A 12,494-nucleotide genomic window follows, 5' to 3' on the forward strand; every position below is an offset into this window, starting at 1 on the left:
TCGGCGAAGGTCATCTGCTTCATGGAAAAACTCGGCTGGCGGGATCGGCGTATTTCACCAGATTCGGGAAGTCTTTTTCAGACCTTCCTTAGGCGCGTTACTTAACTACTTTAAAGGTCGCGTTTCTCCTTCTGCCGACATATGTATCAACACCTTGTTCAAGAGTGCTAAATCGCCAGGCCGTAGAATCTTTGATGATTGGGCCAATCAGGACGATTTTGAAGGATTCGCTCAGCAGTGGCTTTCAGTAATGACTGGACGCGAAGTATTGCTTGAAGTAGCAGTATCGAACCGGGACATCGCGCATCACCGTACCCTTTTAATCGAATTCGATGACGGGAAGGTGGTTAAGGTAAGGCTTGATCAGGGGGTAGGGTATTGGCAGCTACGCTTGCAATCTCAATCCAATCTTTGGCTTGACTTCAATCTAGATGCTCAAGACCAGGTCCATAAGGTGGCGCAGGCTATAGACAGTGCCCAGATTCAATGCGCGGAGCACAAGTGGTCAACGGATGTGTTGATAGAGCTTAAGGGCTAAGGGGCAAGCGCTGGAGCAGATTTGTTTACCGTGTAGACTTTTTAAGTACTTAACGTGCTATATGAAGTCATTGCGACCTTTAGATACGGTAGATAAATCTGCGCCCGCTGACTTGAGACGGTTTAGCCCAACAAAAAAGCCATTATGAAATGGCTCAATGAGGAAACCATGTTTGCGGTCAAGCCAAACGGTTAATCCAGCGCTCTAGGCTTCGTCATCTCTAGGGCCGTGTGGCATTATGAGATTAGTGCTGCAAATTAACTTTTCATGCAAAGTCTAGGGTTCGTCCAGAGGTCGTGTTTGTTAGCTTAATGCCAATGTGGCAAAAGCAGGCAGGCATGACGAGGCGTTTTGAGCTTTCAGGCCATAGTTTAGCCCTGATCGAGGATATTGTTTCTCCTTTTCAAATCCTGGGCCGTTCTCGTCGCAATAACAGACAAATGCTTAATGGCATGTTCTGGACTCTTTGCTCCGGAGCCGAGTGGCCGGGTCTGAGTGATCGCTGCGGCTCTTGGATACACTTCATCAGCGCTCTTCTCCTTAGTAGGAGGACGATACGTTCGAGCCTGTATTGGTTCGTCTGCATCTGCAGATCGGCCATCCTGGTTTATCAAACTGAATACCTAGAGGGTGGCCTTTACCACTGTTCGAGCCAAACGTGCGGTTATAGATGTGGAAATAGGGCCCTGGACAAGCGTAAGGATTATAGCCTGGGAAGTAGCCATGGAGACTTGAGCTCCAAGATGCACCTATTTTGTGATAGCACGGTTATCCGCTGGTTCTTATGCTTTGTATGACGCGGTTGCTGCTGGCTCGCTCCTAATTACGCAGCAAACCCTGCGGTGTGGGTTTGCCGATAACGCTATGCGGCCGGGTATTCGTTGTACTCCCTTCGCCAGACAGGGGTGTGGCTTTTAGCTGTCTATAGCGAGAAAGACCCAGCCAAGGTCGTCTGTATGTATTCGAGCAAAAGGCTGGAGTTTGGGCTGGTGACTATTCTGGGACGGATCAACATTGTCATGACGCAAGCCATTGATCCTACAATGAGACGCCCAGTCTCCTAGACGAGTACAATGGGCTATCGGCGGCGGCGTCTATAGGCGTATCCCATTTAGACCCAAGGTGATTAAAATACTGTCAATAGCATATAAGGCTGAATTATTGGCCTATTTGGTTTCCCAAGACTTTTGAAGCCACTTTGCTCTCTGCTGCATTAGGGGAATAAATTCTTTAAGCCAAAATTGGCTAGATACCATTCCACTACTCATTCCGCCGCGGGAAAATCTTTTTATAAAGATTGGTTCTGATGAGTCTAATACCTCGCCTGTTAAAGCTGAGAATGTGCTAGAAATAATTCGAGCGAGGACTTCAGGCTGGTCAGGGATAGGTAGGTGACATAAGAACTCCCGCATTTCTAGCCAAAGGAAAAGATCGCCTCTCAAACCCCAATGCGAAGGCGCAGGATAAAAGATATCTGATATGACAGCCCAATTCTTTTCAATTGGAATGGTATATGATCGAGATACCTTTTCATGTAATAGCTTGAAGAACTCACCGCTCCAAAAGCTTTGTGTAGAATGCATATTATAAGATCTATCAGGGCCACAATTAATAGGCCTATCTGAAGATAGGTCAACCCCCGTGACTGCTTTGAAGGCAGCTGCTACTCTTTCCTCAAAAGCAGTTTCTGCTTCGGCATCCGAATTCCATCCTAGACATTCAATAAGCCTGTCGCATATGACTTGGTTTCCATCATAGGCTGAGAAAAGATCTGGTGATTCAGTAACTGCTTTTCGTATCAGCTGGGCTAAAGTCCTTTTTTGAGCCGTTAACAAATACTGTAGATCTTGTCTTTCCCTGTGCTTTTCCTTTGCTATCTCTTGTGCGGTTTGACTCTTATTCATGGTTCTTATTCTCGGATCTGCGCCGAGAGAAAGCAATTGCCCAATGATAGATAAATCAGCGCCATGCCAGGCAGCTTGATGTAATACGGTATATCCCTTGTTTTCTGTGGCACAGTTTATCAAATGAGGGTGTTCTTTTAATATGGGAAGCAAGAGAGCCCAGTTGCCTTGGAATGCTAACGCTAATAGTTTGTCTTTCATAAACTCTCTTGTAGTATAGTTTTGTGGTTTTGTTTACGTTAAATGGGTGGTTATTCATTAAAGGCTTTATTTAAAGCCGCATAAAGTGCGAATTAATGAGCAGCAAGAAAATGCTGCTGCGGGCCCGGGATAAGGAGGCTCGGTGTATATCGAGCCCCATTCAAACCTGATGGTCGCCTAGATGGGTGTCCGGCTTGACCCGACCTCCCTATGGTTCACCTCGAAATGCCCCGGCTCCCCTAACACTTCCGTGTAATGGACAATCCCATCAAGCGCCCCAGGTAAGGCCTCCGAGGTAGACCCGCCAAGTAAAAGTGAGCGGACCGGCTCAACAATTCTATGCTTTATGTCGTCGAGGCTACTGATCTTGACCAAGTTTAGGCTGTACGCCCAGGGGGTATATTTTGGTGCGCCTGCAGGCCATTTAAAAAGCGTGTTGTTTTCAAGTATGACTGGGCTTGCCTCATCGACGTGAATCGGAAACCCAGCCAGGGTCTCGGTAAAATCTATGGGATCTGGCCAAAGCCCTATGTGGATTATAGGGCTTTGATTACCTCGCGCTGCTATTCCATCGCCACCAAGGCTTATCTGGAAGAAAAGATACGCACCTATTTTTTGCTGGCGGCCAACCTTGAGCGGTAAGGAAAAGGCGGTTGCTGTATAAACCCAGCCCGAATCATCAGTCATATCTTTTTGTTGCCATCCCTGTTCAGAGACAAATAACCTTTTGATCTCCGGTTTATTCATCAGGGCGCTTAGTTCTGATTTCATCAGCGCAGCAAGATGTTCAATTTCAGTACCTACTCGTGAAACCAATTGAACCGCTTCGAGTACAGCGCGGCCTACATCAGACATAACACCTCCCGGTAACCGTCATTGTGAGTGCTCAAAGCGTATCTACTGCGTAATCAGTACATCCATTGATTCTTGCCAGAAGACCTGCTCGCCGGTATGCAGGTACTGGGGAATCGGGATACCGCGAAATCCTTTAAAGGGTCGAATATTCAATGCATCTAAAAACTGGAGAACCTCTGCGATCCACTTATGCAGCTGCCCTGGCCCCGATCGATTAATCTGATGCAGGATACTAGAGATATCGAGCCATGAGCGAAGCAACAATCTACCTGCCCAGACATTGTCCAAGGTAAGTGCAGTTTGTCCTGAGCTTACCTCAGGCGCAATGAATAGGTGATACGCATAGGGGCGCTCATAGGGCTCAAGGAACTCCAACCATTGCCGGTGGAGTTGTCGCTCTCCGCTTAAGCCCGCATTCCATTTGAATTCTACTAAAATAAGCCGTGACTCACCTGAGGCCCATTTGAGCTCAACCAATAGGTCAGGTTCAACATGGTTACGAGGCCAGAAACGCATCTCTGCCTTTAACAAATCGCCGTCTGGCCAGGGTAAATCGCCACAGTCAGCGCCAATCACTGTTGCCCAAAATAATTCAATCGCCTGATCAGGCAAAAAGGCGAGAGGCCCCATAATTAACGCCGTTATTTCATCCTCTTCACATACACGCCTCTGACTAGGTTCACGGTGCCCGAGGTAGCATTTGTAATGCTCTGTCTTACGTCTAGTAATTGCATGTAGCATAGAGCTGACTCCCTAAGCCTGATTACTAAGTTTTAGCTTAGAAACGAGGCTGCAGCTATACGTTAATGGGGGCAAGCTCAAACAGGCGGACTTCATTCAATTGCTGCCCGGTAGACTCTTAACTAAGCTCTAGCCGCCGTTAGGGATTGGTGATTGCATAGGTATAGCCTAGGGAGGAACGATGAGTAATGGATGGAGCGATGCCGAGCTGGCGGCGGCAGTAGAAGCCTACGAGGATATGCTTAGAAGAGACGCCGCCGGAGAAAAGGTCAATAAGGCGCAAGTCTACCGCGACCTTGCTGCTCAATTTGTTGGCCGTACCGACAAGGCCTTTGAATACCGTATGCAAAATATCTCAGCACTTTACGCTGAGCTTGGCCTTCCTTGGCTAGCTGGGCTAAAACCTGCCGTCAATGTAGGCCGTGAGATGAAGCCTCGTTTGCTCAAGCTGATCCAGAGGGCGGACGCTAAAAGTGCAGGTTTCAAGCATGGCAGTAAGCGCACCTGGGAGCTTGTACTCGAGGCTTTAGACGCTTGCAGAGGCAATGCCACGCGCGAGCAGGTCAAGGATTGGATCGTGAGCCATTATCCAGGCTACAACGAAAAGAACCTTGTTGACCTAGAGATGTTGGCCGTTAACTCAAAATCTCGTACCTCATACAACCAAAACGCCAAACCGCGACGTACCGATACGGGTAGTCCATACGATAAGCTCTACAAAATGGAGGCTGGTCGAGAGGCCCGTTTCGTAACCTACCATCCCATATCGCATGGTGTATGGGAGGTCTATCCCGATGCTGCTTCAGGCAATCGTCATAGAATGTCTGTTCGTAAGGTAACGGACCCCACGGCTAAGGTATTGGAGGAAGCGCGAGCAGAGGCAGAAAGCACTGGCGCTTTTAGCCCAGCAGACATTACGGATGCACGTCGGAGAGTCCTTGCGCAAATCGTACGGCGCCAAGGGCAGGCAGGGTTTAGAGACGCGCTAATCAAGGCCTACGAGGGGCGTTGTGCAATTACTGGCTGCATGGTCGAACGCATCTTGGAAGCGGCGCACATTGTGCCTTACCAAGGGCAACAGACCAATGTGGCCGCCAATGGGCTGCTGTTGCGAAGTGACATCCATACGCTTTTTGACCTAAACCTTCTGACTTTAGACCCAGCCACAATGACGGTTAAGGTGTCCCCTGAGCTCTCCGGTAGCGAGTACGCGACCTTGCAAGGAAAAGCGATCTTTATACCTACTAGGCCTGCAGACAGGGTTAGCGTAGAGGCGCTTACTTTGCACCAAAGCCAGTGCCTTTGGTAGGTGCTGCACTCGGCGCGTTGCGTTCTATATGAGGATAGTATGCGTCCCCGTCCCCGTCCCCGTCCCCGTCTGCGCCTGCCGGGACGTTAGCGGTAGCGTCCTGACCTAGAGAGGTTAAAAGGTAGCTTAGTGTAGTGGTCTAATGAAACCGGACACCTATTTAGGCGAGAATGCTCGCCATAGAGAGGTGTCTGATGACCAAGCAACGACGTACCTTTACCCCCGAATTCAAACGTGAAGCCGCCAGCCTGGTGCTCGACCAAGGCTACAGCCACATTGAGGCAGCCCGGTCGCTCGGGTTAGTTGAATCAGCATTGCGTCGGTGGGTCAGCCAGCTCCAGCAGGAGCGTGGTGGTGTCACCCCGAACAGCAAGGCGTTAACACCTGAACAGCAAAAAATCCAGGAACTGGAAGCCCGAATCAACCGCCTTGAACGGGAAAAATCGATTTTAAAAAAGGCTACCGCGCTCTTGATGGCCGAGGAGCACGAGCGCTCGCGTTAGTCGATCAACTTCGCTCCGAGGAGCCGGTTGATCTTTTGTGCTCGGTATTTGAAGTTCCCCGTTCCTGCTACTACGCACACTGCCGTAAGCGCCGATCTCCGGATGTGGAACAACTGGTTTTGCGTAGCCGTGTGAACGAACTATTCACCCAGAGCCGCAGCGCTGCGGGTAGCCGAAGCATCATGTTCATGATGCGCGAAGACGGGATCAAAATTGGACGATTCAAAGTGCGCAAGCTGATGCGCGAGATGAACCTGATCAGCAAACAAACGGGCTCCCATGCCTACAAAAAGGCCACCGTGGAGCGACCTGATATCCCGAACATGCTTGATCGAGCGTTCAGCGTGGCGTCCCCCAACAAGGTGTGGTGCGGTGACATCACGTACGTTTGGGCCGAAGGCCGATGGCACTATCTGGCAGCGGTCATCGATCTTTATGCGCGCCGGGTCGTAGGCTGGGCGTTCTCAGCCAAGCCTGACGCTGACCTGGTGATCAAGGCATTGGATATGGCCTATGAGCAGCGTGGCCGGCCTCAGAATGTGCTGTTTCACAGCGATCAGGGCAGCCAATATGGCAGCCGGAGTTTCCGCCAGAGACTATGGCGATACCGTTTCACGCAGAGCATGAGTCGGCGCGGTAACTGCCATGACAATGCGCCAATGGAGCGGCTATTTCGCAGCCTGAAAACTGAATGGATACCGACGGTGGGCTACATGAGCGCTGTGCTGGCGAAACAGGATATCGGTCGTTTCCTGATGGAACGGTACAACTGGCGGCGACCGCATCAGTTCAATGAAGGCTTGGCGCCTGCGGTCGCTGAGGAAAAACTTAACGCAGTGTCCGGGATCAGTTGACCACTACATAGTGATGTACTGCCAGTAGCCAGAATAATGCCTTCTCATAGCCCACTTTAACCTGCCTGGATCCAAGCAAGTTAAAGCATCTCTACAAAGAACCTACCAAGCCTTTCGATAGGGGCCCGAGAGAGTTCAACGAAAGTTAATTAGAGAGGTATCGATCCCGGCTTCACAATGACGCATAGATGCGTACCCTAGAAGCGCCGACTCTAGTTGCCTGTGGTCAGGGACCGCTGATAAGTTAGAAGAATCCAAAGCGCTTTTTACAGACATTCCGCCGGTTCGTCTGGATGATGTCGGAAATACCATGCTTGTCGAATCGCTCGAGCAGCGCATCGGTTCCGCGGGCCAGCTTTAGGTTCATTTCTTCTTCGTATAGCGGAACAATGCTATAGAACTCGATAGTCTTCTCGGGATTGATCTCAAGCCTAAAGAAATCTTGTGGCACATTAAGCGAAGGCAGAAGAATCACGCCGCTAAGCTGCGTATTGTCGGCAAAGGGCTCTGCAGGCTGGCCGTTGGGAATGGTATGTCCCCAACCAAGCCAGGTGTCGTATTTGTGCGGAAACCTTGCCAGGTATTTAAGTTGGCGTATCGGCCAGTACCAGGCTTCATTGGCAAAGGCCTCCTGATCTACAAGCCACTCCTCAGGTAGTATTACAAAAAGCTCCATGAAGCGAGTCGCATCCACCTGCTCCGGGACGTTCATGGGCAGATCGCTCATGCCCGAGGTTACCAGGGTGTGATACGGTCTTTCCGGCGTAGGTTTTACATAGTGAACATCAATGTGAACGGTGTCTGATATCAGCTCGTGAAACACCCAACTCACCTCACCTAGGTGACGCTCGATATGCCCGGAGATCTCCTCGATGCACTCCTCACCATGAGGTGCCTGCCACTCCTTCTCCCCATCGGTATAGGTAAAGATAGGATTACCTGATAGTGAAACGACATTGCTTTCCTTGCTCATATAACCTCCAAATGATCCCTTGTTTACTGAATTCCGTATGACTCCTGGACTCTAGCCTGCCGTCTCCAGGCTAAGGTAGAGAGCCGTGACCGACTCATTATCCTCGATCGCTGCGCCTGGCTAACGGGCATAGCTCACAGGATTGAAGGGGCCGTATCGCCTTAGAGGTTTGACAGGCTACAAGAGAGGGCAGCTGAAGAACCCATCCCTCTCTTGCAGTAAATAAGCTGCGCAATTCGAGTCCTAAGAAATTGTCTTGACTGCTGCGGGAATCAGGTCCTCCATGACTAACTTATCATCGCTCTAAACAAGGCGCCTGAACACTTGGGCAGATGTCACAGTTACATTTTTATTTACTCGTAATTCTTACTTTGATAGCCTGGAATATCGCCTCAAGAAAAAGGAAATTGATGCGAATAATCCGTGAATTCAATGACTACTACGACTCGTCTGCTGGATATGGCATTGATATGTCCATTGTCTATCACCGCACGTGCCAGACCTTTATCAAGGAAAAGGGTGCACCTGAGCCCGAGCTTGTGAGTGCTGTCAAAAAGCTTATCGCCCGTTATAACGATCAGGCAACGCCAATCGAATCAGATACCTACCAGCCCTTCTATGTCGGTTTTTGTGGAAAGCTCTACATGGGCCTTTTTGCCTATGTTGACCAGGCGGGCAAGCTTATATCCCATTATAGGGCGCATGAGACCAAGGACGTGGCTAAGCCCGAGTTCTACTGGCACCAGAAGGATTTTGACGAAAAAACACTTAAGGCCACGCTTGACCCACAATCGCTTTGGCATTTTTTTGCGCCCAAGATCGTTACGCTTGAGGACTGGTTCAAGGCCAACCGGGGGACTGAGCCGTTTGAAGCGCTTGATCTCTTTACTGCGCACAAGTTGGTCAGTTTTTGCGTAATAGGTGGGATCGATAAAGGTGTGCAGATCAATCCCTGCCTTAAGGATCTGCGCTTTCAAAAGGTCGTAGACAGCTTTACCGCGTTCCAAGAGATATCGATGTTTATTTCCGGTGTGCTGGGCCAAACCGAAAACCCCATCATTACCACGTCTGATAGGGATCTGGCCATTAGCAAGGGATTTACCCAACTGAGCTTTAGAAAGAAACCCACAAAGCGGCAATGCTCGCGTTAATAGGCATCAGGAGAATATCTTTATGACCTCCTGTTAAAAACTGCGCAGTATCGGCCACCGACTGCTATTAAAAGGTTATGCGCAGGGTTTCTCGCTCAAGGCCTAAGTAGCCAGCATAAGAGCATTGCTGGTCATTGGCACTGGGATATTCCAGCAAGACCAATAAGTAACCTTTAAGCATCATTGATAGATTAAGATTAACCCGCCAGAGATCTACGCATACCCTTGCGACTCACTGCCAGAAGTAATGCTTATTACCGTTAGCGGTGTATGAGCCGGTATAGCGTACGGTTGTCCAAAGGAGACTCCCTCTGAACAGTTTATTAGCCCCGCCAATCACGCGATGGCCCTCTCCAGACCGGAGAGGGCGCGAAGTGAAAGGTGTTTCATGTCATACGACAAACAAGCGCGGCAGGTTCGACGCACTAGAGCCAAAGTCGCTATTAATCGACAGTTAACGATTAGCCATTTCTACTACTCAATCGACAGCGGTTTTTTTATAAAACCCCAGGGTAGCTGGCGCAAACAAGCTGCCCTAAATTGTGGCCAGGCGGGATGCTTTCTATGCGGCAATCCGCGCCGCGTAGACAACAAGCTGACGTTAGCTGAGCGACGTGCAGGCCACAACTTTGAGACAGGCCTTTTGGAGTATTTCAGCCAGGGTGAATAGAGTAGTCTGACGTAGGCCAGCAGGGCGCTCTCGCTTTCCTAAAGCCTTCCTGAGACGCCAGCTTACCTTAGAAGCCACTACGCAGTGGTTGGGCATAAAGATCTCGGCATCTGACCTATACGGTTGTGTAGACGTGCCTTCGTCGTTTGCCGTATCCACATCATTGCAAGAGGTCTATACTTCATTTGATGATGTTTTTACGTCATTTGACGGAGGAGAAATCGATCACTATGAACATCACAGCCACCGAGCGGCGTCCGCCTAAAAAGACTGAAGTTTCTTCTGCCATGTTCTGGGATTTCAGTCTTCAACGGGATGCCTTGAATGAATCCGAACGACTTGTTCAAATCAAGGCGGGCTTTCCTGCGGTGCTTGGCCGAGCCATGAGCCAGACCTTTGGTATTTCAGAGGAAATCATTGCAGGTGTGCTGGGCCTTTCGCTTTCTACATTTGAGCGACGAATGCGGGATAAAAAGGCCCTTGATACGGTAGCGTCGGAGCGGCTGGATCGAATAGCGGCTATTTCCCACCAGGCTGAAGAGATTTTTGGCAGCAGAGGGGTGGCTGCGCAGTGGATGGCACGGCCCAACCAAGCGCTTGGTAATGCAACGCCAATTGTGCTTTGCGAGACGGAAATTGGTGCCATGCAGGTTCGTCGTGTGCTAAATGCCCTTGAGTGGGGCGGTGTGGCCTGATGCGTGCGTGGAGGGTAGCAAAAGAAAGACGTGCAACGGACCTAACAGGAATGGGGGCAGCTATTGCCGGTGGCAGATGGAACCACCCGCGTACCCCTGCCGTGTATATGGGGCTTTCACCGGCCATTTGTAGCCTGGAAACGTTTGTTCATACCAATGGCGAGCCAGTAGAAGGGATGAAAATCACGGAGTTTGAGCTGCCTGAAGACAGAGGTCTGTATCTCGATCTTGAGAACGAACTACTGCCCCCTGGCTGGAACAGCATCCCCTATGATCGCCCCAGCATGGACTTTGGTACTCGCTGGCTGCAAAGCCGCTCACACCTGGGATTGATTGTTCCTTCGGCTATCTTGCCGTTGGAGCGTAACATGGTGATAAACCCCTTTCACCCAGAGGCACGCCTTATCAAAGTGCTGGAAGTCTATGACTTCACCTTTGACCCTCGTATGTTCGAGAGACAAGGAACCCCTCAATAGCTTTGTTAAGCGATGCCTGAAGCAGTAATAGAGGCAGCGAACCTGCCTGGCTGTGTACGGAAGGCCTTAACGACTAGACTCCCAATACGCCTATTGCTGTAGCCGACATGCAGGGTGGGCGTTAGCTTATTGCCAAGTGCATTTTCCGCTTTCATCTGGATAGGTCTGCTTTGACAGATCAATAGTTTTCCCTGTGCGCTCGCTCGTATAGTTAAAGCTGTAGATCAAGACACCCTGGGTAACCTGGCCGGTAATGGTGCCGTTCAAAATCTCAAGCCAGGTATGTTGAAATTCCCAGGGACGATCTTCAACTTGACCTTCGCGCCCGTTATCCATCAATGGGATCTACTAAGAATTTTTGTAACCGATGAGCCGATTAAATTGTATAATCGGCTCATCTAAAGAGCCGATTGAGTAGTGTATTTGGCTCGTCGTACCGAGGCACCTATATGCAGTCCCTGAACTGGATCTGGCAGCAACCGGAGTGGCCAGCTTTTACCTGGCAGGAAAACGATCTGGTTCAGCTTTTACGAGCCTGCAACCAGGCGCAAGGACGATTACTTGGTATGTCCTCTACAGTCGAAGACTACACCGGACTTCAAAACAATCTGGATACCTTACTGCACAATATCGTGACTTCTTCGGCGATAGAGGGGGAGCAAATCAATGTAGGCTCGGTACGCTCATCTCTTGCACGTCGCCTGGGCCTTGCCGATACCGGTAAACCCAGCTCACGCAGTGAAGGCCTGGCTGAGTTGTTGCTCGATGCCACGGGCAATAGGGCCCAGCCCCTTACACTGGCTCGACTGTACCAGTGGCACCGATGGCTTTTTCCCGAGGACGCGTTATTTTGGGGTGTACATATTCGTATTGGTGCACTACGTGGTGACGAACCGATGCAGGTGGTCTCGGGCCGGCTCGACCAGCCGACCGTGCATTTTGAAGCGCCGCCCCGGGCAGGTCTTGAACACCAGATGGACCTTTTTATTGACTGGTTCGAGCGTAGTCGTCAGGAGCCGGGCCTTGATCCGTTGCTGCGCGCTGGCATAGCCCATTTCTGGTTTGTAACCCTGCATCCCTTCGACGATGGCAATGGCCGGCTTACCCGTGCGCTTACCGATCTGGCGCTTGCCCAGGGTGAGCAGCAGTCAATCCGTTTATACACCATGTCGGCAAGCATTCTTGATAACCGTAATGAGTACTACAGGATCCTTGAATCAAGCCAGAAGGGTACGCTGGACATCACCGCTTGGCTGAAATGGTTCCTGCGAACTCTCCTGCAAAGCCTGGAACAGGCAATGGCGCGCATTGATCGTGTGCTGGCAAAGGCCCGGTTCTGGCACAGCCACCGCACCGATGAACTATCGACCGAGCAGATAAAGGTGCTTAATCGGTTGCTTGATGGTGGTACGCGTGGATTCGAGGAGGGCATTAGTGCGGCTCAATACAAGGCCGTGGCGCAGGTCTCCAAGGCTACGGCCACGCGCCACTTGAGCGATCTCCTGAGCAAGGGCTGTATTGTTCGTTTGCCTGGCGGCGGGCGCAGCACGCGCTATGTGATTGCTCCAGTAAACGCTGTTCTGCCCAGTCAGCCCGATAGCTGATCATCCTCTGGTTAAAAGAC

12 protein-coding genes are annotated in these 12,494 nt (G+C 50.5%); 7 read left to right on the plus strand and 5 right to left on the minus strand.

What is annotated here, in order from left to right; translation table 11 throughout:
• Nucleotides 1-538: hypothetical protein (locus HMPREF1487_RS27745; protein ID WP_010799254.1), on the plus strand; the 538-nt coding region annotated here is incomplete at its 5' end.
• Between the two features lie 1,166 nt (nt 539-1,704).
• On the opposite strand, the gene HMPREF1487_RS26460 is transcribed toward HMPREF1487_RS27745, so the two are convergent.
• From HMPREF1487_RS26460 to HMPREF1487_RS23425, 3 genes are all read right to left on the minus strand, one after another.
• Nucleotides 1,705-2,643, minus strand: a complete 939-nt coding sequence (locus HMPREF1487_RS26460; RefSeq protein WP_010799255.1) for an ankyrin repeat domain-containing protein — start codon at nt 2,641-2,643, stop codon at nt 1,705-1,707.
• 177 nt (nt 2,644-2,820) lie between these two features.
• Complete coding sequence (locus tag HMPREF1487_RS23420; RefSeq protein ID WP_010799256.1) at nt 2,821-3,498, minus strand: hypothetical protein; 678 nt, start codon at nt 3,496-3,498, stop codon at nt 2,821-2,823.
• Nucleotides 3,499-3,540: 42 nt separating this feature from the next.
• Nucleotides 3,541-4,239 carry a hypothetical protein gene (locus HMPREF1487_RS23425; protein ID WP_010799257.1) on the minus strand — a complete coding sequence of 233 codons (699 nt, stop codon included), beginning with the start codon at nt 4,237-4,239 and terminating at the stop codon, nt 3,541-3,543.
• Between the two features lie 181 nt (nt 4,240-4,420).
• Here HMPREF1487_RS23425 and HMPREF1487_RS23430 point away from each other — a divergent pair, with 181 nt between their 5' ends.
• Nucleotides 4,421-5,548: an HNH endonuclease gene (locus HMPREF1487_RS23430; RefSeq protein ID WP_010799258.1), complete on the plus strand. Its 1,128-nt coding sequence runs from the start codon at nt 4,421-4,423 to the stop codon at nt 5,546-5,548.
• A gap of 194 nt (nt 5,549-5,742) precedes the next feature.
• Nucleotides 5,743-6,905 (plus strand): IS3 family transposase gene (locus HMPREF1487_RS27020; RefSeq protein ID WP_085985637.1). Its coding sequence is split into 2 segments (ribosomal slippage): nt 5,743-5,998 and nt 5,998-6,905, totalling 1,164 coding nucleotides; the frame shifts between segments, so codons are not numbered across the junction.
• Nucleotides 6,906-7,149: 244 nt separating this feature from the next.
• Here HMPREF1487_RS27020 and HMPREF1487_RS23445 read toward each other — a convergent pair.
• Nucleotides 7,150-7,878, minus strand: coding sequence for a suppressor of fused domain protein (locus HMPREF1487_RS23445; protein WP_010799261.1), 729 nt, complete (start codon nt 7,876-7,878; stop codon nt 7,150-7,152).
• 410 nt (nt 7,879-8,288) lie between these two features.
• On the opposite strand from HMPREF1487_RS23445, the gene HMPREF1487_RS23450 reads away from it, so the two are divergent.
• The 3 genes from HMPREF1487_RS23450 to HMPREF1487_RS23465 all read left to right on the plus strand — a co-directional run bounded on the left by HMPREF1487_RS23450 (nt 8,289) and on the right by HMPREF1487_RS23465 (nt 10,870).
• The gene (locus HMPREF1487_RS23450; RefSeq protein WP_010799262.1) at nt 8,289-9,029 is read left to right on the plus strand and encodes a hypothetical protein; all 741 of its coding nucleotides are present in this window, start codon (nt 8,289-8,291) and stop codon (nt 9,027-9,029) included.
• Between the two features lie 900 nt (nt 9,030-9,929).
• Entirely contained in the window at nt 9,930-10,394 is a 465-nt protein-coding gene (locus tag HMPREF1487_RS23460) for a type II RES/Xre toxin-antitoxin system antitoxin (protein WP_010799264.1), read from the plus strand.
• A complete protein-coding gene (locus HMPREF1487_RS23465; RefSeq protein ID WP_037031242.1) occupies nt 10,394-10,870 on the plus strand; it encodes an RES family NAD+ phosphorylase in 477 nt (158 codons plus the stop codon). Before HMPREF1487_RS23460 ends, HMPREF1487_RS23465 begins: the two co-directional genes overlap by 1 nt.
• A 126-nt stretch (nt 10,871-10,996) precedes the next feature.
• Here the strand turns inward: HMPREF1487_RS23465 and HMPREF1487_RS23470 are convergent, their stop codons facing one another.
• Complete coding sequence (locus tag HMPREF1487_RS23470) at nt 10,997-11,206, minus strand: hypothetical protein (RefSeq protein WP_010799266.1); 210 nt, start codon at nt 11,204-11,206, stop codon at nt 10,997-10,999.
• A gap of 113 nt (nt 11,207-11,319) precedes the next feature.
• Here HMPREF1487_RS23470 and HMPREF1487_RS23475 point away from each other — a divergent pair, with 113 nt between their 5' ends.
• Nucleotides 11,320-12,474, plus strand: coding sequence for a Fic family protein (locus HMPREF1487_RS23475; RefSeq protein WP_010799267.1), 1,155 nt, complete (start codon nt 11,320-11,322; stop codon nt 12,472-12,474).
• Nucleotides 12,475-12,494 lie beyond the last annotated feature (20 nt).

The sequence above is a fragment of the Pseudomonas sp. HPB0071 genome, from assembly GCF_000478505.2.
GTDB classification, from domain to species: domain Bacteria; phylum Pseudomonadota; class Gammaproteobacteria; order Pseudomonadales; family Pseudomonadaceae; genus Chryseomonas; species Chryseomonas luteola.

What these genes read in the sequence shown, in the direction of transcription:
- HMPREF1487_RS26460 (WP_010799255.1), bottom strand. Translation starts at nt 2,643, where the DNA reads ATGAAAGACAAACTATTAGCGTTAGCATTCCAAGGCAACTGGGCTCTC.
- HMPREF1487_RS23420 (WP_010799256.1), bottom strand. Translation starts at nt 3,498, where the DNA reads ATGTCTGATGTAGGCCGCGCTGTACTCGAAGCGGTTCAATTGGTTTCA.
- HMPREF1487_RS23425 (WP_010799257.1), bottom strand. Translation starts at nt 4,239, where the DNA reads ATGCTACATGCAATTACTAGACGTAAGACAGAGCATTACAAATGCTAC.
- HMPREF1487_RS23430 (WP_010799258.1), top strand. Translation starts at nt 4,421, where the DNA reads ATGAGTAATGGATGGAGCGATGCCGAGCTGGCGGCGGCAGTAGAAGCC.
- HMPREF1487_RS23445 (WP_010799261.1), bottom strand. Translation starts at nt 7,878, where the DNA reads ATGAGCAAGGAAAGCAATGTCGTTTCACTATCAGGTAATCCTATCTTT.
- HMPREF1487_RS23450 (WP_010799262.1), top strand. Translation starts at nt 8,289, where the DNA reads ATGCGAATAATCCGTGAATTCAATGACTACTACGACTCGTCTGCTGGA.
- HMPREF1487_RS23460 (WP_010799264.1), top strand. Translation starts at nt 9,930, where the DNA reads ATGAACATCACAGCCACCGAGCGGCGTCCGCCTAAAAAGACTGAAGTT.
- HMPREF1487_RS23465 (WP_037031242.1), top strand. Translation starts at nt 10,394, where the DNA reads ATGCGTGCGTGGAGGGTAGCAAAAGAAAGACGTGCAACGGACCTAACA.
- HMPREF1487_RS23470 (WP_010799266.1), bottom strand. Translation starts at nt 11,206, where the DNA reads ATGGATAACGGGCGCGAAGGTCAAGTTGAAGATCGTCCCTGGGAATTT.
- HMPREF1487_RS23475 (WP_010799267.1), top strand. Translation starts at nt 11,320, where the DNA reads ATGCAGTCCCTGAACTGGATCTGGCAGCAACCGGAGTGGCCAGCTTTT.